Source organism: uncultured Parolsenella sp. (assembly GCF_934660935.1).
Classification (GTDB): domain Bacteria; phylum Actinomycetota; class Coriobacteriia; order Coriobacteriales; family Atopobiaceae; genus Parolsenella.
Genome location: NZ_CAKUIH010000008.1, coordinates 14145 through 32557, shown reverse-complemented (window position 1 = coordinate 32557; position 18413 = coordinate 14145). Strand labels below are relative to the sequence as shown.

Sequence of the window (18413 nt, the reverse complement as noted above, 5' to 3'; positions counted from 1 at the left end):
GACAGCGCCATCAAACCAGGAGACGCCACCATGCCCGACACGCCCGCTGATTTCGGCCTCGCGCCCAACTGCCCTGCCATCAACCGCGAGCGCGCTCGCGCCGCCTTTCTCGCCTACGTCGCGCCGTATGACCCCGACAACCCACGCATCGCGCTCAAGGTGACGCACACTCTCCACGTGGCAGACCTCTGCGACCGCATCGCCCGCGAGCAGGGCTGGCCCGCCGCCGACATCGACCTCGCCTGGCTCTGCGGCCTCCTCCACGACATGGGTCGCTTCGAGCAGGTACGCCGCTGGAACACCTTCCGCGACGCCGTCTCTTGTAGCCATGCCAAGCTGGGCGCCTCCGTGCTCTTCGGCGAACGCGAGTGCCTCGGAGAACCCGTCCCCGCCGGCACTCCGGCCTTCGGTATCCCTCGCATCCGCGACTTTATCGACTCGTCCGCGGAAGACGCCGTCATTCGCACCGCCATCGAGTTGCATAGCGACTACAGGCTTCCCCGTGACCTCGACCCGCGCACACACGCCTTCACTGAACTCGTTCGCGATGCCGACAAGATCGACATCCTCCGCACCGTCGACGCGGACACTCCCGAGACCATCCTCGGCTGCGACGCAGACGAGCTGCTCGCGAGCTCACTTTCACCCGAGGCAACACAGGCCTTCGACGCTCGTCGCTGCATGCTGCGCGACGACCGCTCCCAACCCGCGGACTTCCTCGTCAGCTTCGCCTGCTTCGCGTTCGAGGTCGCCTACCCGCAAAGTCGCGGGATAATGAGGGAGCAAGGCTACGCGACGGCACTTCTCACGAAGCCCTTTGGCATCGAAGCGCCGTTCCACAATCCGCACACCCGGTCGGAGCTCCAGCGCATGGCGCACGAGCTCGACCTTTATCTTGAAGGGGTTCACGAATGAGCAAGCCACGCGTCCTCATCGTCGCCACTGGCGGCACCATCGCCTCCGCCGAGGAGGGCTCCGGCCTCACACCCCAGCTCACGGGCGACGAGCTTGCCGGATATGTCCCGGAGATCGCCCAGCTTGCGGATGTCGACGTCGTCCAGGTCATGAACATCGACAGCACCAACATGCGCCCCGCGGACTGGCAGGCGATCGGCGACGCCATCCTCGCGAGCTACGAGGACTACGACGGCTTCGTCGTGCTGCACGGCACCGACACCATGGCCTACACCGCCGCCGCCCTCTCCTACCTCATCCAGGACAGCCCGCGCCCCATCGTGCTCACCGGCTCGCAGCAGCCCATGGCGAGCCCCTTCACCGACGCCCGCCTCAACCTCTTTCAGAGCGTCCTCTATGCGGCTGACCCCGCGTCGCGCGACGTCTCCGTCGTGTTTGGGGGAAAGGTTGTTGCCGGCACCCGCGCGCGTAAGCAGCGCACGATGAGCTTCGACGCCTTCACGAGCGTTAACTATCCTGACCTCGCGCTTATTCGGAACAATCGCATCGTTCGCGCCGTGGAGACGCCCGTCACACAGGTAGCAAGCTGTGCGGCGGGCGCGGAGCCCCGCGTCTACCATGACCTCAACGAGCGCGTCTTCGTCCTCAAGCTGACGCCCGAGGTAAACCCCCACGTCTTCAAACTTCTCCGCGAAGACTACGACGCGATCATCCTCGAGACCTTTGGCATTGGCGGCATTCCGGACTCGCTCCATGACGCAATCTTTGGCTGGGTTGATTCCGACCGCACGCTCGTGGTCACCACCCAGGTGCCCGAGGAGGGCCTTGACCTCGGCGTATATGAGGTTGGTCGTGCCTATGCGGAGCACCCAGGCATCCTCAAGGGCGACGACATGACCTGCGAGGCACTCGTCGCCAAGACGATGTGGGCGCTTGGCCAGACTCGCGAGCCGGGCGAGCTTCGCGAGCTCTTCTATCGCCCCGTCAACCACGACCGCCTTGCCTAGACGCGCCGTCTCCGGACTTTTTGCTCTCCCTCAATAATCAAAGCTATCCCTTAATAGAGTTTCTTCGCCAAGGTGGTCAAAATACCCATCTTGGCGTACGCCAGAGGCCCTGGAGCCGCCTTTTTTCTTGGCCCAAAGGGCCTGTCCCGAGCCCATCGGTCCCATCCGGACGCTACTGCCTCCGGTTCAGTAATTAGTCAATCCGTCTACCTGCGGTTTTAGAAATCGCCAACGCACGGGTCACACGTCATAGTCCTCTATTAGCGGTTCTCGCGTACGCCAAGATGCCCTTTTTGACCACCTGCTCGAAAATTTGCCGTAGCGCCAAAGCCCCGCCGCCCATGTGACCCCACCCACACGCGCCTGCCATGTGACCCCATCCATACGCACGTCACTCATACGCACGCCGCCCATGTGACCCCACCCATACGCACGCTATCTATGTCGTTGACGCGTTCGGCGCACGCGCATGCGACAGCGAAGGCGAGCCAGCAAGCTCTACGCTCCCCCAAAAGTTAAAACTGCGTATCTGATGCCCCTTTAAATGCGCAGGCAGAGGCATTCATCAGAGCACGTGCGATTAGAATTCTGCCTACGCTTACCAACGTGGTGCCGTTGCGTCTAGCGAGCGTTCCGCGCAGCTTCGCCACAAATAAGAGGGGGAACCATGAAGTCCATTTCCAGGCGTTCTTTCGTGGCCGCCGGCGCCGGTACCGTCGCGCTCGGCCTCGCCGCTTGCGGCAACTCCGGCAGCTCCGCCACCACCGCTGCCGCCGACGGCGAGAAGTCCTACAAGATCGGCGTTCTGCAGCTCACCCAGCACGCCGCCCTCGACGCCGCTAATGAGGGCTTCGTCGCCGCCCTCGACGCTTCCGGCATCAACTACACCATCGACCAGCAGAACGCCAACAATGACCAGAGCGCCTGCTCCACCATCGCCTCCAAGCTCGTGGGCGACAACGATGACCTGATCTACGTCATCGCCACCCCGGCCGCTCAGGCCGTCGCCGCCGCCACGACGGAGATCCCCATCGTCGGTTGCGCCATCACGGACTACGCCGCCTCCGGCCTCGTCGCTGACAACGAGAAGCCCGGCGGCAACCTCACCGGCACCTCCGACATGAACCCCGTCGATGACCAGATTGCCATGCTCCAGAAGGTCCTCCCCGAGGCCAAGCACGTCGGCATGCTCTACTGCACCGCCGAGTCCAACTCGCTCCTCCAGATCGAGATGGCCGAGGCCGCGTGTGACAAGGCTGGCCTCACGCACGAGCGCTTCACCGTCTCCAGCTCCAACGAGGTCCAGAGCGTCGTCGAGTCGATGATCGGCAAGGTCGACGCGGGCTACTCCCCCACCGACAACACCATCGCCGCCGCTGCCGCCCAGGTCGGCCAGATCTGCAAGGAGGGCAAGCTTCCCTTCGTCACCGGCGAGGAGAACATGTGCATGGGCATGGGCATCTGCACCCTCTCCATCGATTACACCGAGCTCGGCAAGATGGCCGGCGAGATGGCCGTCAAGATCCTGACCGAGGGCGCCGACCCCGCGGACATGGCGATCGAGTCCGAGTCCGGCGACCAGCTCAAGGTCATCAAGAATGAGGAGATGGCCGAGGCCCTCGGCATCGATCTCTCCGTGCTCGACGCCTAGGACGCCGGCACCGTGCTCGCGGGCGTCGTCGAGCCGGCGAGCGCCACGCCCGTCTACACCGCGGACGACATGCCGCCGCGCTAGACTAGCTTGAGTTTTTGCGTTGCGCGCCCCGACGGGATTGCCGCCGGGGCGCGTTTGGATGGAAGGAAAGACATGCTGACAGCAATGCTCGGCGCCGTCTCCCAGGGCATTCTCTGGGGCATCATGGTGCTCGGCGTCTTCATCACGTACAAGCTGCTCGACATCCCCGACCTGACGGTCGACGGCAGCTTCGCCACCGGTGGCGCGGTCTGCGCGGTCCTCGTGGTCGCCGGCGTCGATCCGGCACTCGCCATTTTGGCCGCCATGATCGCCGGCGCCCTCTGCGGCGCGGTCACCGGATTCCTGACCACGGCGTTCGAGATTCCCGCTATCCTCGCGGGCATCCTCACACAGATCAGCCTCTGGTCGATCAACCTGCGCGTCATGGGCAAGTCGAACACCCCGCTGCTCACGAGCAAGACGGTCTTCTCCGCACTCGGCGACGCGACGGGGCTGCCCTCCAACGTCTGCGCCATCATCGTAGGCGCCGTCGTCGCCGTCGTGATCGTCGCGGGGCTGTACTGGTTCTTCGGTACCGAGATTGGCTCCGCCCTGCGCGCCACCGGTGACAACGAGGCCATGATCCGAGCGCTCGGCGTGAACACCAACACCACCAAGATGATCGCCCTCACGCTCTCCAACGCGCTCGTCGGCCTCTCCGGCGGCCTCATCTGTGAGCAGCAGAAGTACGCGGACATCGGCATGGGCACGGGCGCCATCGTCATCGGCCTTGCCGCCATCGTCATCGGCGAGGTACTCGGGCGCCTCCTGCCCGGCGGCCTCACGAAGTTCGCTCCGCGCCTGATCTCCGCCGTGGCGGGCTCCATCGTCTACTTCCTCATCCGCGCCATCGTGCTGCAGCTTGGCATGGATGCCAACGACATGAAGCTCCTCTCCGCCATCATCGTCGCCGCCGCACTCTGCGTCCCCGTTGTCTGGGAGCGCACGCAACGCCGACGCGCCTACTCGAAGGGAGGCGAGCAGTAATGGCCATGCTCAAGCTCTCCCACGTCACCAAGACGTTCAACCGCGGCACCGTGACCGAGAAGCGCGCCCTCACCGGCGTGAACCTCGAGCTTGCCGAGGGTGATTTCGTCACCGTCATCGGCGGCAACGGCGCCGGCAAGTCGACGCTGCTCAACATGATCTCCGGCGTCTATCCGCTCGACGCGGGCACCATCGAGCTCGATGGCACTGACGTCTCGCGCATGAACGAGCCGCAGCGCGCCAAGTACCTCGGCCGCGTCTTCCAGGACCCCATGCGCGGCACCGCCGCAGACATGCAGATCGCCGAGAACCTCGCCCTCGCGAAGCGCCGCGGCAAGAAGCGCGGCCTTGCCTGGGGCATCTCCGCACGGGAGAAGGCGGAGTATCCCAAGCTCCTCGCCACGCTCGACCTCGGGCTCGAGAACCGCATGACCGCCAAGGTCGGCCTGCTCTCCGGCGGCCAGCGCCAGGCGCTGACCTTGCTCATGGCGACGCTTACCAACCCCAAGCTGCTGCTTCTTGACGAGCACACTGCCGCACTTGACCCCAAGACCGCCAAGAAGGTCCTCGATCTGACCGAGCAGATCGTCACCGAGCGCGGCCTCACGACTCTCATGGTCACGCACAACATGAACGACGCCATCCGCCTGGGCAACCGCCTGATCATGATGCACGAGGGCAACGTCATCTTCGACGTGGCGGGCGAGGAGAAGAAGAGCCTCACCGTGCCCGACCTGCTGCAGAAGTTCGAGGAGGTCTCCGGCGGCGAGCTCGCGAACGACCGCATGCTCCTGAGCTAGCGCGGCCGGGCAGCGGGTGCCCGCAACACGCCACGGCACCCTCGCCGAGGCGCCGGCGCCGACCAACCCGGCCAGGCTTCCGCTTTACCGCATTAGCCTGGTGCCCGCAACACGCCACGGCCCGTCCAATGCGGCCTCGTCTTCTCTTCCCCGCGCAGGCGGCACCCGCAACGAACCCCAACGCACGCGCATGAACCGCCGCTCGCCGATAACCACGTCGGCGAGCGGCGGTCTTCTTTTGCGCAACGCCCACGCCGAGCTGCGATGTCAGGTTTGTGTCTGCCAGCCGCAAGGTTCTGTCAGGTTCGTCTCCGCTAGGGTCTTCCCACCATACGAAGGGAGACCGGATGACAGGCAAGCGAACGGACAAGGCGGCGAATGACGACGCGGCCTGCAGCGACGCGGATTTCCTCCGCCTCATGAAAGCGCTGCTTACGTTTGTGATGGTACGGAGCGACGCGCCTCGTAGCCCGAGTCGCGATTTGCAAGCGAGGATCGCCGCCGCGTCAGACGCGCTCGACCGCTTGTGGGAAGTCCCTCAGCTCATCGACGAGTTTCTGGCCGAGAATCCCGCGCACCTCGACGAGCGGGATCTCGCCACGATTGCATCCTGGCGCAGCCCCGTCATGGGCCGCTTCGTTGTGACTGGTATCCAGGGCAAACGATTCTCCTGTCTGCCCGCAGACGCTGGCACGCCGCCCCGCCTCATCATCGTCAAGCTCATCAGACGCGAGGCGGATGAGCTCTTCCGCACCATTCCCTGCCTTATCGAGCTTGTTCTCCTCCCCTTCCGCGGCGCAATCGTCACCGACGGGAGGATCAAACGCCTTAGCTCGGCCACCAAACCCGGCGGCACGTTCATCATCGAGAACCGCCTCCGTCTGGCAGCGCTCCACAAGCTGGTCCAGACACCGAGCGACCTTGTGGAGCTCGCTCAATCAGACCTGGAGAAGACCGCGGGTCACGCCCGTGACGAGCCAGGCGCGTGCGTGTTAAAACCCACCCGTGCCGAATCCCGGCGAGGGGACCCCTCTCGCGCGCCAGCACTACTAGAGCACGGCTCCGCCGCGAGCCCCCGAGGTAGCCCCACGCCCCAGCACGCACGTGCTATGCTCAACGCTAGCTTTACCTCACCCCACGATAACAAGGAGGGCGCAAGCCCATGAGAACCGAGACTTCCGAGGCGCTCGCTCGTCTCGTTGGCTGTTTTGTTGCCGCAATCGAGGACACCGGAACGCAGATTCCGTCCGACGTGGTCGAGCACCTTACCGAGAACCCCCTCAAGAGCTGCGAGGCACTGAACGACCTCGCACTTTCCTGCGGCGCCATCGATGACGCACTCGACGCGGCGCTCGCCGCCATCTATGAGTCCATGGACGCCGCGGACGCTCGCGGCGAGGTGGACGAGTTCACCGCAGAGCGCATCGCTCGCACCTGGGTCCGCACCCACCGCGAGCCTGAACCGGAATCGGAGCCTGAGCCCGAGCCCGAACCGAAGCCCGAGGTGTACGAGGGCCACGGTGACGCCGCGAACGAGCAGGAGATGCCCGCCGAGGAGACGCCCCAGCCCAAGAAGAAGCGCCGCAACCGCAAGCAGAAGGCGGACGAAACCGCGGAGAGCAACATAGCCGAGGCGAGCGACCAGGAGACGACGCCGGAGCACGAGCCGGCACCCAAGCCCGCGCCCGCAGAAGATGCGGCAGAGAATTCCGTCCCCGAGAAGCCCAAGAGGCGTCGTACCCGCAAGGCAGAGAAGCCGGCTGCCGAGGCCTCGGAGCCGGTCGCACCCGTCGAGGACGCCGCGCCCGCCGCTGCCGGCGAGGACGCGCAGCCGGAGGAGGCCGCCCCCGCAACAGAGACAACGCCCGCGGCAGGTGACGAGCCTGCAACCGCCACGGGTGCCCAGCCCGAGCCCGCAACCGTCCCCGCCCCTTCGGACGAGACGCTCAGCGTCGACCAGGTCGTCGCCATTCTCGGCGTGAGCCGGCCCACCATCTATAAGCTCATTGAGTCGGGCGAGCTGCCCGCAAGCAAGAAGGGTCGCAGCTGGCGCATCTCCGCCGCCGCCGTGAGCGAGCGCGCCAACCAGTAACGCACCCGGAGCCAGCACGCGCCCACCCGGGCACGAACCCGAGGCCAGACCCGCTCCGCTGGCGCACACTCATCCGAGCGTGAACTCGAGGCCAGTTTTCGCTCCACCCGCGCGAGCCAAAACGAACGAGGGCCGCCCCACCACGGGACGGCCCTCGTGTCATATCGCCGAATCACGGACGCGCCACCTAGTGGATCGGATCCTCGCCGTCCTCCAAGAACAACGGCACGGCGATGCGCGTGTAAAGCGCGAGCCAAATGAGCGAGAGGCAGAAGCCCGCGACAACGTCGCTAGCGTAATGAACGCCCAAGTAAATGCGGCTCACGCCCACCATGACAATGACGACGCCAAAGGCGGCAAGCAGAAGCGTGCGCTGCCTACGGTCCTTCTCGTACTTCCAGACGAACCAGGCAAGAAGACCAAAGAACGCCATCGCTACCATCGAATGGCCCGACGGGAAGCTGAAGCCGCTCACGCTCGCAAGACGGAATCCGTCCGGGCGCGGACGCTGGATGATGAACTTGAGCGCCTGGTTGATGAGAACAACAAGGCCGAGGTTAACAGCGCAGCACCATCCCGGGCGCCTTCCCGGGGCAAACGCGGCGACCGCCAGCAGCAGCACGAGCAGCGTCAGCGGCGTTGCCAGCGCGGAAAAGCTCTCCATGATTGGTGTGAGCCACGGACGACGCAGGTGCTCGACGATGAGCCAATATGCCGCACGATCCAGCCTCATCGACTCAAGCTCGAGGACATCCTCGAGAATCATCACGAACATCGCGGAGCACACGGCAATCACAACAAAACGCGCGTTGTCGCGGATAAGCGAGCAAAACTGACTCGCGATCGTCTTTGAATCCCTGCCCTTGCCAGAAGACATGTGCGTTCCCCCATAAATCGAACTTGCACACGGGAATGATACCCAAGCCTGCGCGCGCGAGCCCGCGCGGCCCGCGCGCATCACAGCCACGCCCGCCCGACACACGCGGCACCACGCCCGCCCGCGCCGCGTCCGCCCGCGCAGCGCCACGCCCATATGACACGCACAATTAATAACGGCCTCTCGCCGACAGGTCTATCATGCTTGTTACTCCGCAGCATTCAGTGGTTTAAGATGTAAACAACGCTTCCCCCAAAGAGAAGGATGACTATGTCCACTTCCAAGCACGTCACTTCCGCCGGCATCGACCGTCGCGGCTTCCTCAAGCTCATGGCCGCCGGCGCCGCGACCATGCCGCTCGCCCTTGCCGGCTGCGGCTCCAACCAGCAGGCCGCCACGACCTCCGCTGCCACCACCGCCGGCGCGGCCGACATCTCCGGTGCCAAGCTCACCTTCGTCGGCGACGACGCCTTCGCCCCCTATCGCTACCTCGAGGTTCAGGCCGATGGCACCCAGAAGGTCGTCGGCCTCGACATCGCCGTCGCAGACGAGATGGCGAACCGCCTCGGCTTCACCTATGACTTTGAGCCGCAGGAGTTCACCGCAACCCTCGCCTCCGTCCAGAGCAGCGACACCTCGTTCACCATGGCCATGTCCTCCAATCCCGAGCGCGAGGAGACCTTCGACTTCACGCGCGGCTATTACCAGCCGCTCGTTGGCGTTCTCACGATGAACGACGAGGTCAAGACCATCGACGACCTCAAGGGCAAGTCCATCGCCTGCACCACGGGCACCGTCCAGAACAAGTTCATCTCCGCCATCCTGCCCGATGGTGACATCCACACCTATGACGGTGGCGACCAGTGCCTGCAGGAGGTCCTCTCCGGCCGCATCGACGCCTACCTGTGCGACGGCGCGGAAGGCCAGTCCATGCGCGATGCCAACGAGGGCCTCGTCCTCGGCTTCCTCGATCGCTCCGAGACGAAGGACTACGTGGGCGTCTATCGCATCATGGCCGCCAAGGGCGCCTCGTTCGTCGCCGCCTTCGACGAGTGCATCGGCGAGATGCTTGCCGACGGCACGATCGACGAGTTCATCGGCCAGTACGTGGGCGATGACTTCAAGTGGGGCGACGACACCAGCGCCTCCGGCACCGCGACCACCGGCGTTGCCGCAAACTAGCACCTCATCCACCGGTCAGCATCCAGGCAGCTCAGCATGAAATTCTCGCTGATAGAACCCTATGCGCCGATGTTTGTGGGCGGTCTCGCCGTCACCTGCGAGGTGACGGCGGCCGCCCTCCTGCTCGCGTTTGTCGTGGGCTTCACCATTGCCGTGCTCAAGGTCATCCCCTGCAAGCCGCTGCGTCTGCTGCTCGACTTCTACACCTCGATCTTCCGAGGCGTACCTCTCATCGTGCTGCTCTTCATCGCCTACTTCGCGACGCCGCAGCTCACGGGCTATAAGATCACGATGTTCACCGCCAGCGTTCTCACGTTGGGCCTCAATGGCTCCGCAACCGTCTCGGAGACGGTGCGCGGCGGCATCGAAGGCGTCGACCGCGGCCAGTACGACGCGAGCCGCGCGCTCGGCCTCTCCTACATAACGATGATGAGTAAGGTCATCATCCCTCAGGCGCTTCGCAGCGTGGCCCCCGCCTTGGTAAACGAGGTCATCACCGTGCTCAAGAGCTCGTCGCTGGTAGCAACCATTGGCCTCATGGACATGATGCGCGCCGCTCAAAGCGTGCAGGCCATCACCTACCGCGCCTTCGAGCCGTTCATCGTGGTGGCCATCGTCTATTACGTAATTGTCATGGCACTCGTCGCCATCGCCAACCGCCTCGAACGCCGCATGCGCGCCTAGCGCCCTCGCGTCGCCCCCTAGAGCGACAGGCGCATGCGCACTCCCTCGTAACGCCATCATCGACCGCTTCTCAGAACGCCGCGCACGCAAAACATGGCGCGCATTGCAGTTGTCGGGGCTACCTTGCATTGAAAACGGTACCCTTGGTGCCATTTTCGCCGGCTTTCCACGGCTTTGAACGCGCTCCATGCGCTGCGCGCAAATAGTGGAGTCGAAATGACGTGGCAAAAACCGCAATCCACGAGTAGACGAAATACCTGCACGCCGTTTACCTGCGGTTTCGTAAATGCAAATGGCCGCTCTACTTTGTGTGGCCCATTTTTGCCACGTCATTTCGCATTTACTTCTCGAGGTCGCTCGTCTTGGCGGCTTTTGCGGGGCCGAGACGTTGCGCCCGGCAGCGGCCGCCTCGTTCGGTAAGATTGGGTGCGAAAAACAATCGCAGCTCAAAGGACGCATCGTGGCAGACGAGCAGACAGCCAACATAACGGACGCGCAGGCCACCGGATCCCCAGTTGCCAACGGGGACTTCCCGCATGCCGCCGAATCCCCCGCGCACGGCAGCGACACCCCGCAGAACACAGACCCGTTCGCCCCGGGCTCGCTCGGCGAGCTCGTCCCGGACATGTGGTTTGACCCCGAGAAATGGCCGGACTATGAGCCCGAGGCTCCCCTCACCGCGGACGAGGCCCTTGAGCGCTACCTCGACTGGTGCATGAGCCGCGGCCTCGAACTCTGGCCTCATCAGGAGGAGGCCCTGCTCGACCTCGCCGCTGGCGACCACGTCATCCTCGGCACTCCCACGGGTTCAGGCAAGTCGATGGTCGCACTCGGCCTGTGCTACCTCGCCATTTGCCAGCACAAGCGCGCCTACTACACGGCACCCATCAAAGCGCTCGTCTCGGAGAAGTTCTTCGACCTCGTCGACGCCTTCGGCAAGGACAGCGTCGGCATGATCACGGGCGACACGCAGATCAACACGGACGCCCCCGTTATCTGCTGCACCGAAGAGATCCTCGCGAACCAGGCCCTGCGCGAAGGCGCCTCAAGCGAGGTCGCCGCCGTCGCCATGGACGAGTTCCACTTCTTCGGCGAGGCGGACCGCGGCTGGGCCTGGCAGGTCCCACTGCTCACCCTCCCCAACACACAATTCCTTCTCATGAGCGCCACGCTTGGCGACGTCTCCGCCATCGCCGGAGCGCTCGAGCGCCAGACCGGCCGCACCGTCGACTCCGTGACAGACGCGGAGCGTCCGGTGCCGCTCACCTATGAGTACGTCAATACCCCGCTCGAGGCCACCGTCGAGCTCGCCCTGCGCGAGGGAGACGCCCCCATCTACATCGTCCATTTCGCCCAGGACGCCGCGCTCAACACCGCGCAGTCCCTCGCAAGTTACGGCGTCGCCACGAAAGAGCAGCGTGATGCCGTAAAGGAAGCCTGCAAGGGCACGCGCTTCACCACGGCTTTTGGCAAGACGCTCCAGCGCCTGCTCGCATGCGGTGTCGGCGTGCACCACGCCGGCATGCTCCCGCGCTACCGCCTCCTCGTGGAGAAGCTCGCCCAGCAGGGGCTCCTCCCCGTGATCTGCGGCACGGACACTCTGGGCGTCGGCATCAACGTGCCCATCCACACCGTCCTGCTCACGGCCCTCACCAAGTACGACGGCCACCGCATGCGCCGCCTGCGCGCCCGCGAGTTCCACCAGATTGCCGGCCGTGCCGGTCGCTCAGGCTTCGACACGGAGGGCCGCGTCATCGCCGAAGCGCCCGAACACGAGATCGAAAACGCAAAGCTCGAGCTCAAGGCCGCTGGCGACGCAAAGAAGCTCCGCAAGCTGAAGAAGAAGCGAGCGCCGGAGGGCTTCGTCAACTGGAACAAGGACACCTTCGAGCGCCTCGCCGAGGCCGCGCCGGAGACCCTCACGCCCCGCATGCGCGTAACGCACTCGATGGTTCTCTCCGAGACGAGCCAGGGTGGCGACTCGCACGCCCGCATCATGCGCCTCATCGCGGACTCCCTCCAAACTGATGCCGAGAAGGTCCAGCTCGTCGCTCGCGCGGATGAGATCTTCGCCACCCTCATGGACGCCGGCGTCATCGTTCGCGAGGAAGGCCTGCCCGCGGATGAGGACGCCACAGAGGCAGACCGCGCCGCCGCCGCGGAGGCTGCCGAAGCCGCAGCCGAGGAACTCGAACTGTTCCTGCCCGCCGCCGCGGCCTCTCCCCTCGCCGCGACTGCAAGCTACTCGCTCACGGTCGACCTGCCCGAGGACTTCGCCCTCGACCAGCCGCTTTCGCCGTTCCTCCTCGCCGCGCTCGAGCTCCTCGACCCGGAGAGCGAAACGTACGACATGGACCTCGTCTCGATGGTGGAGGCAACGCTCGAGGACCCCTGGCAGGTACTTCGCGCGCAGGAGCGCGAGGCCAAGGGACGCGCCATCGCCGAGATGAAGATGCAGGGCATCGAGTACGACGAGCGCATGGAGAAGCTCGAGGACGTCGCCTACCCCAAGCCCCTCGAGGAGGAGCTCGAGGCAGCCTTCGCCACCTACTGCGACGAGGTCCCCTGGGCGCGCGACTACTGCCTGCGTCCCAAGTCCGTCGTGCGCGACATGCTCGAGAGCATGTCGGACTTCAAGACCTACATCCAGCGCTACAAGCTCTCCCGCAGCGAGGGCACGCTCCTGCGCTACCTGTCTGACGCCTGGCGCGTCCTCGACCGCACGGTCCCGCCTGACAAGCGCACGCCCTACCTGGATGACGCCATCGCATGGCTTGGTTTCATCGTCCGCACCACGGACTCCAGCCTTATGGACGAGTGGGAGTCTGCCGGCCAGATGCCCGGCGAGCTGCCGCCCGGCGCCAAGGAGGCCGTCGTGCAGGACCGCCACGGCCTCACGATTCTCGTGCGCAACGCCCTCTGGCACCGCATCCGCCTCTTCGCCGCCGAGGAGATTCCCACGCTCGGCGAACTCGACCAGCCCTTTGGTATGGGCGAGCGCCGTTGGCGCGAAGTCCTGGAGGAGTTCCGCGACGCCCACGACGAGGTTCTGCTCGACGCGGACGCCCGCTCTGCCGCGTACTTCCTGATCGATACGGCAGACGAGCTCACGGACCACGTCTGGCACGTGACGCAGATCATCCATGATGTCGACGGCGACAACGACTTCCGCATCCTCGCCGATGTTGACCTCGACGTCACGCAGAACGAGGGCGAGGTCAGCTTCAAACGCTATCGCGCCGGCTCGGCCGAGGACCTCGCGGAGTAGCGCCCGCCGCGCCCGCCTTTCTGCGACGGAGCGTCCGTCGGCCACGCCTTTCCGCGACGGACACACCAACCACGCAATCGCAGCTGCGCCACGCAGCCCTTCCGCTACACCCAGAGAAGCCCCAGCGGCATCGCCGCTCAGAAACGGAGAAATGACATGAACTACAACCTCGTAAAGTTCACGATGAGCGCCGGCACCGCCCAGCAGCTCCCGAAGCCCGGACGCCCGGAGATCGCCTTCGTCGGCCGCTCGAACGTGGGCAAGTCCTCGCTCATGAACAAACTCTTCGGCCGCAAGGACCTCGTCAAGGTCTCCTCCAAGCCGGGCAAGACCACGACTATCAACTTCTTTGCCATCGGCAACGTGGACTTCGTCGACCTGCCCGGCTACGGCTTCGCGCGCGTCAACGCCACGGAGCAGGAGCGTTGGAACAATCTCATGGAGGGCTACTTCGAGGGCGAGCGCAACCTCAAGCTCGTGGTCGCCCTCGTGGACATCCGCCATGACGCGAGCCCGCTCGACCTCCAGATGATCGGCTACCTCGAGAGCCTCGGCCTTCCCTACTGCGTCGCCTTCACCAAGGCGGATAAGTTCAGCCGCTCGAAGGGTCTCACGCAGGCAGCAATGCTCCGCAAGCAGTTCGAGCTTGAGCCCGAGGTTCCCTGGGTCCTCGTCTCCTCGACCGCCGGCACCGGTATCGGCGACCTCAAGGACACCATCGAGCGCGCCCTGCGCAAGTAGGGCCGCGAGGTCTACTTGCGCAGGCCCGCAGGTGCGCCGCCAGCCTTCGGACGCTTGCGCACCTGGCTCACATCGATTGGGTCACAGTGCAGCGTGAGAGTGATGCCCGTCTCGAACGCGACACGACGCTCGATGCCATCGAGCGTCGTGTGCGCGGTAAGCAGGCTCGTGCGCGAATCCATCTCCGCGTGGGCGCTCGCGACCTTCCTTCCCGGACCGTAATCGTGAATCATGAGGTCATGCACGCCAAGGATGCCTGGAGTCGCCAGCACGAGGGCCACGACGCGGTCGACCATCTCTTGAGAAGGCGCCTCGCCCAGGAGCGGGTTCACCGTATCGCGGACAAGCGCGAGGCCGCTCACCAGCACGAATATGCCAACGGCAAGGCCCGCCCAACCGTCAAGCTCAAGACCCGTGAAACGCGAGACGAGCGCGCACACGAGAACCGCCGTCGTGGTGATGACATCGTTGCGAGAGTCGACCGCCGTGGCGGCCAAAGTCTCGCTCTCGATGCGGTCTCCCAGCTTCGTGTTGAAGCTCATCATCCACGCCTTCGCGGCGATGGAGAGCAGCATGACGATGAGCAGCGGAAGGCTCACCTCGACAGGCTCGGGATCGATGATGCGCGAGATGCCGCCGCGAATGATCTCAAAGCCAACCGCAGTCACAAGAACGGCCACAACCAGCCCAGCGAGGTATTCGAAGCGCCCGTGGCCGTACGGATGGCCGGAGTCGGCAGGTTTGCTTGCGAGCTTGAAACCCGTAAGCGTCACGATGTTGCTCGAAGCATCCGAGAGGTTGTTGACGGCGTCTGCAACAATCGAGACCGAACCAGCCGCCACGCCCACGGCCGCCTTCGCGGCGCAAAGGGCCACGTTCAGCACAATGCCGACAACGCCCGCCATGATGCCATAGGAGACGCGCACGCCCGGATCATTCACGCGACCATAATCACGCACGAACATGCGCGAAAGCCAATCGGTCATTGTCGCCCCTCCCTTCAATTCGTACCTCAACGCCGCAAATGCCGCTCAAGGACTAAAGATTGCAGCATATCACGACGTTATACCCACCAGCGCGGTAGAGTATCCGAATCGCCCACGCGGCGTGTGTAGCCGCTGCAACGGCACGCCGCCCGAATCGCCCGTGCGGTGCGCGTAGCCCGCCGCCACGGTGAGCCGCCCGAACCGCCCGCGCGACGTGCGTAACCCCACGCCCAACAACAAGAGGCGTCCGAAGCCATGCGGCCCCGGACGCCTTCAGTCACGAGCTATGGGAGCGGAGCGCTCTTAGTAGCGGTTGCCGCCACGGTAGCCGCCGCGGTCGCCACGGTCGTTGCCGCCGCGATAGCCACCACGGTCGCCGGGGCGGTCGTTGCCGCGGAAGCCGCCACGGTCGTTGCCGCGGAAGCCGCCGCGGTCATTACCGCCACGATAGCCGCCGCGGTCGCCACCGCGGGAGTCACGACCGCCGAAGCCACCGCGATCGCCGGGGCGATCGTTGCCGCGGAAGCCGCCACGGTCGTTGCCGCCGCGGAAGCCGCCGCGGTCGCCACGGTCGTTGCCACGGAAGCCACCACGGTCGCCGCCACGGCCACCGAAGCCGCCGCGGTTACCACCACGATCGCCGCCACGGAAGCCGCCGCGGTCGCCACCACGGTCGCCGCCACGGCCACCGAAGCCACCGCGCGGGCCGCGGTCATCGCGCTTGCCGTGGAAACCGCCGCGCTCCTCGCGGTCCTCGTCGAGGCCAAGGGCCACGAGCGGGTTAATGACCTTGTCGAGCAGGGCCACGAGCTGCTCGCGCTCCTCGTCGGAGAGGCCCGGGACGAGGTTCTCGCCCTTGCTCTCCTCGGCCTCGGCGCGCTCGACGGCGTCATCGTCGGCCATGACGACGATCTTGCGCATGTCGGGCTCAGACGGCTCGACGCGGGCAACGAGGTCCTTCTCCTCGGCCTCGGCCATCATGGCGTCGAGCTCGCGAAGGCGCATGCCGAGAAGCTCGGACATCTCCTTCTGCTCCATCTTGGGCTTGAGCTGCAGGAGCTTGAGTGCGCGGACCAGAGAGCTGGCCTGGTTGCCCTTCTCCTCCTGCTCGCGGCGCTGGACGGCGCGGCGGCAGCGAAGCAGGCGGGCGGCCTTGTTGGCCTTATCGAAGAGGGCGTCATCCGGATCCTGCGCGGGGGCGTCCTCGGTCTCGTCGGCAGCCTCGGCGGCGTCGACGTCATCGGTCTCGGTCTCGTCGAGAAGCTCGTCGTCGGCCTCGAGGGTCTCCTCGTCAGCGTCGGCCATGGTCTCGACCTCGTCGTTTAGCATCTCGTCATTCTCGAACTCAGACATGGTGTCTCCTTCTTGCGCCCCTCGGGCGAATGTGGCGCTCCCGCGCCGCGTGCCGGATTCCTCAACTCTGATCATCTGTGTCATTCGTCTTACCCCTCCCGGGGTGGCCAGCACGGCGAACTAGTATATGGCCTGTAAGCTGCGCCAACGCGTGCTGCGGCATTCCTCCACCGAAACGCCGCAGCAAGACGGCGAGCTACTCCTGACGATAGGTGGTCAGGAAGTCGGCGAGATCATCCATGCACTCAGCCAGAACCTCGATGCGCGGCAGATAGACGATGCGGAAGTGATCGGGCTCGTCCCAGTTGAAGCCACCGCCGCGCGTAATCAGAATCTTCTTGTCATGGAGAAGGTCGAGCGCGAACTGCTCGTCATCCGTGATATTGAACTTCTTCACGTCAATCTTTGGGAAGATGTAGAACGCCGCCTTGGGCTTCACAGCCGTGATGCCGTCGATCTCGTTGAGCGCGCGCCAAATGAAGTCACGCTGGTCGCAGACGCGGCCGCCCGGACGCACGTACGTCTCGACGCTCTGGTATCCGCCAAGCGCCGTCTGCACGATGGACTGCGCCGGCACGTTCGAGCAAAGGCGCATGTTAGAGAGCATGTTCACGCCCAGGATGAAGTCGCTCATGCAGCGGAGGTTGCCAGACAGAATCATCCAGCCGATGCGGTAGCCCGCGATCATGTGGCTCTTCGAAAGTCCGGAGAAGGTCACGCACGGCAGATCCGGGGCAAGCGACGCGATGGAGACGTGCTCGACGCCGTCCATGCACAGGCGGTCATAGATCTCATCCGAGAAGATCATAAGCTGGTGACGGCGGGCGACGTCGACGATCTCCTCGAGCACCTCGCGCGAATAGACAGCACCGGTGGGGTTGTTCGGGTTAATGATGACGATAGCCTTGGTGCGGCTCGTGACCTTGGACTCCATGTCGGCGATGTCCGGCATCCACTCGGCCTGCTCGTCACAGATGTAGTGAACGGGATTGCCACCGGCAAGCGTGGCGCAGGCGGTCCACAGCGGATAGTCGGGGCTGGGGATGAGGACCTCGTCGCCGTCATCAAGCAGGGCGTGCATGGACAGCTGAATGAGCTCGGAGACGCCATTGCCGGTGTAGATGTGCTCCATGTCCACGTTGGGCAGGTGCTTGAGCTGCGCATACTGCATGATCGCCTTGCGAGCGGAGAACAGGCCGCGCGAGTCAGAGTAGCCCTCGCACTCGGTGAGCTGCTGGCGCATGTCCTTCACGACCTCGTCGGGCGTGCGGAATCCGAACGGCGCCGGGTTGCCGATGTTGAGCTTGAGGATTCGCTCGCCCTCCGCCTCCATGCGCGCCGCCTCGTCAACGACCGGGCCGCGGACGTCATAGAGCACGTTGTCGAGCTTGTTGGACTTCTTGAACTGGCGCATGAGGATGCTCCCTTTATTTGAAATCTGCTGGTCAGATGTAGCGTTCGAGGTATAAGCGGCCGTATGCCGCGCGGTAGCTCGCGCAGCCGCCGCGTCAGGAGCGCCCGAGGGGCCACCAACGGCAGAAGTGCCGTCGAGCCAAGCCGGGCTCACGCCGAGAAGGTCAGCGACAAGGGTAAGGGTGGCGAGACGCGGAGTGACCTTACCGGAGACGTATTGGCTGACCTGGCTCTTTCCAAGCTTCGAGCCGCGCTCGTCAGCAAGGCGCACGAGGTCCGCCTGCTTGAGTCCGGCCACGTCCATCGCCTGCCTAAGGCGTTCCGAGAACTTCTCCTGATTCATGGCCCCTCCAGGTTTGCCTAGACCTCACGT

Annotated in this window: 15 protein-coding genes; 11 read left to right on the top strand and 4 right to left on the bottom strand. The window is 64.9% G+C overall.

Features of this window, described 5'->3' with window-relative positions; translation table 11 throughout:
* Nucleotides 1-30 precede the first annotated feature (30 nt).
* From Q0H23_RS05470 to Q0H23_RS05440, 7 genes are all read left to right on the top strand, one after another.
* A complete protein-coding gene (locus Q0H23_RS05470) occupies nucleotides 31-915 on the top strand; it encodes an HD domain-containing protein (RefSeq protein WP_293836458.1) in 885 nt (294 codons plus the stop codon).
* Entirely contained in the window at nucleotides 912-1922 is a 1011-nt protein-coding gene (locus Q0H23_RS05465; RefSeq protein WP_293836456.1) for an asparaginase, read from the top strand. The genes Q0H23_RS05470 and Q0H23_RS05465 overlap by 4 nt, the downstream gene beginning before the upstream one ends.
* A 667-nt stretch (nucleotides 1923-2589) precedes the next feature.
* Nucleotides 2590-3573: an ABC transporter substrate-binding protein gene (locus Q0H23_RS05460; RefSeq protein ID WP_293836454.1), complete on the top strand. Its 984-nt coding sequence runs from the start codon at nucleotides 2590-2592 to the stop codon at nucleotides 3571-3573.
* Between the two features lie 156 nt (nucleotides 3574-3729).
* Nucleotides 3730-4644 (top strand): ABC transporter permease, encoded by a 915-nt coding sequence (locus Q0H23_RS05455; RefSeq protein WP_293836452.1) that lies wholly within the window; start codon nucleotides 3730-3732, stop codon nucleotides 4642-4644.
* Nucleotides 4645-4649: 5 nt separating this feature from the next.
* Complete coding sequence (locus tag Q0H23_RS05450; RefSeq protein WP_293836543.1) at nucleotides 4650-5444, top strand: ABC transporter ATP-binding protein; 795 nt, start codon at nucleotides 4650-4652, stop codon at nucleotides 5442-5444.
* Nucleotides 5445-5791: 347 nt separating this feature from the next.
* The gene (locus Q0H23_RS05445) at nucleotides 5792-6610 is read left to right on the top strand and encodes a hypothetical protein (RefSeq protein WP_293836450.1); all 819 of its coding nucleotides are present in this window, start codon (nucleotides 5792-5794) and stop codon (nucleotides 6608-6610) included.
* Nucleotides 6607-7536, top strand: a complete 930-nt coding sequence (locus tag Q0H23_RS05440) for a helix-turn-helix domain-containing protein (RefSeq protein ID WP_293836448.1) — start codon at nucleotides 6607-6609, stop codon at nucleotides 7534-7536. The genes Q0H23_RS05445 and Q0H23_RS05440 overlap by 4 nt, the downstream gene beginning before the upstream one ends.
* A gap of 187 nt (nucleotides 7537-7723) precedes the next feature.
* Here Q0H23_RS05440 and Q0H23_RS05435 read toward each other — a convergent pair whose 3' ends face one another.
* Complete coding sequence (locus Q0H23_RS05435) at nucleotides 7724-8413, bottom strand: phosphatase PAP2 family protein (protein WP_293836446.1); 690 nt, start codon at nucleotides 8411-8413, stop codon at nucleotides 7724-7726.
* A gap of 270 nt (nucleotides 8414-8683) precedes the next feature.
* Between Q0H23_RS05435 and Q0H23_RS05430 the strand changes: the two genes are divergently transcribed.
* From Q0H23_RS05430 to yihA, 4 genes are all read left to right on the top strand, one after another.
* Complete coding sequence (locus Q0H23_RS05430) at nucleotides 8684-9595, top strand: transporter substrate-binding domain-containing protein (protein ID WP_293836444.1); 912 nt, start codon at nucleotides 8684-8686, stop codon at nucleotides 9593-9595.
* A gap of 36 nt (nucleotides 9596-9631) precedes the next feature.
* Nucleotides 9632-10279 carry an amino acid ABC transporter permease gene (locus Q0H23_RS05425; protein ID WP_293836442.1) on the top strand — a complete coding sequence of 216 codons (648 nt, stop codon included), beginning with the start codon at nucleotides 9632-9634 and terminating at the stop codon, nucleotides 10277-10279.
* Nucleotides 10280-10904: 625 nt separating this feature from the next.
* Nucleotides 10905-13547 (top strand): DEAD/DEAH box helicase, encoded by a 2643-nt coding sequence (locus tag Q0H23_RS05420; RefSeq protein ID WP_293836541.1) that lies wholly within the window; start codon nucleotides 10905-10907, stop codon nucleotides 13545-13547.
* A gap of 156 nt (nucleotides 13548-13703) precedes the next feature.
* Nucleotides 13704-14288, top strand: coding sequence for a ribosome biogenesis GTP-binding protein YihA/YsxC (yihA, locus tag Q0H23_RS05415; RefSeq protein WP_293815383.1), 585 nt, complete (start codon nucleotides 13704-13706; stop codon nucleotides 14286-14288).
* Nucleotides 14289-14299: 11 nt separating this feature from the next.
* Here yihA and Q0H23_RS05410 read toward each other — a convergent pair whose 3' ends face one another.
* From Q0H23_RS05410 to Q0H23_RS05400, 3 genes are all read right to left on the bottom strand, one after another.
* Nucleotides 14300-15274: a cation diffusion facilitator family transporter gene (locus tag Q0H23_RS05410; RefSeq protein ID WP_293836439.1), complete on the bottom strand. Its 975-nt coding sequence runs from the start codon at nucleotides 15272-15274 to the stop codon at nucleotides 14300-14302.
* Nucleotides 15275-15577: 303 nt separating this feature from the next.
* A complete protein-coding gene (locus tag Q0H23_RS05405) occupies nucleotides 15578-16627 on the bottom strand; it encodes a hypothetical protein (RefSeq protein ID WP_293836437.1) in 1050 nt (349 codons plus the stop codon).
* Between the two features lie 196 nt (nucleotides 16628-16823).
* The gene (locus tag Q0H23_RS05400) at nucleotides 16824-18383 is read right to left on the bottom strand and encodes an aminotransferase class I/II-fold pyridoxal phosphate-dependent enzyme (protein WP_293836435.1); all 1560 of its coding nucleotides are present in this window, start codon (nucleotides 18381-18383) and stop codon (nucleotides 16824-16826) included.
* Nucleotides 18384-18413 lie beyond the last annotated feature (30 nt).

Coding starts and splice junctions, on each gene's coding strand:
- Q0H23_RS05470 (WP_293836458.1), top strand. CDS start 31: ATGCCCGACACGCCCGCTGATTTCGGCCTCGCGCCCAACTGCCCTGCC.
- Q0H23_RS05465 (WP_293836456.1), top strand. CDS start 912: ATGAGCAAGCCACGCGTCCTCATCGTCGCCACTGGCGGCACCATCGCC.
- Q0H23_RS05460 (WP_293836454.1), top strand. CDS start 2,590: ATGAAGTCCATTTCCAGGCGTTCTTTCGTGGCCGCCGGCGCCGGTACC.
- Q0H23_RS05455 (WP_293836452.1), top strand. CDS start 3,730: ATGCTGACAGCAATGCTCGGCGCCGTCTCCCAGGGCATTCTCTGGGGC.
- Q0H23_RS05450 (WP_293836543.1), top strand. CDS start 4,650: ATGCTCAAGCTCTCCCACGTCACCAAGACGTTCAACCGCGGCACCGTG.
- Q0H23_RS05445 (WP_293836450.1), top strand. CDS start 5,792: ATGACAGGCAAGCGAACGGACAAGGCGGCGAATGACGACGCGGCCTGC.
- Q0H23_RS05440 (WP_293836448.1), top strand. CDS start 6,607: ATGAGAACCGAGACTTCCGAGGCGCTCGCTCGTCTCGTTGGCTGTTTT.
- Q0H23_RS05435 (WP_293836446.1), bottom strand. CDS start 8,413: ATGTCTTCTGGCAAGGGCAGGGATTCAAAGACGATCGCGAGTCAGTTT.
- Q0H23_RS05430 (WP_293836444.1), top strand. CDS start 8,684: ATGTCCACTTCCAAGCACGTCACTTCCGCCGGCATCGACCGTCGCGGC.
- Q0H23_RS05425 (WP_293836442.1), top strand. CDS start 9,632: ATGAAATTCTCGCTGATAGAACCCTATGCGCCGATGTTTGTGGGCGGT.
- Q0H23_RS05420 (WP_293836541.1), top strand. CDS start 10,905: ATGTGGTTTGACCCCGAGAAATGGCCGGACTATGAGCCCGAGGCTCCC.
- yihA (WP_293815383.1), top strand. CDS start 13,704: ATGAACTACAACCTCGTAAAGTTCACGATGAGCGCCGGCACCGCCCAG.
- Q0H23_RS05410 (WP_293836439.1), bottom strand. CDS start 15,274: ATGACCGATTGGCTTTCGCGCATGTTCGTGCGTGATTATGGTCGCGTG.
- Q0H23_RS05405 (WP_293836437.1), bottom strand. CDS start 16,627: ATGTCTGAGTTCGAGAATGACGAGATGCTAAACGACGAGGTCGAGACC.
- Q0H23_RS05400 (WP_293836435.1), bottom strand. CDS start 18,383: ATGAATCAGGAGAAGTTCTCGGAACGCCTTAGGCAGGCGATGGACGTG.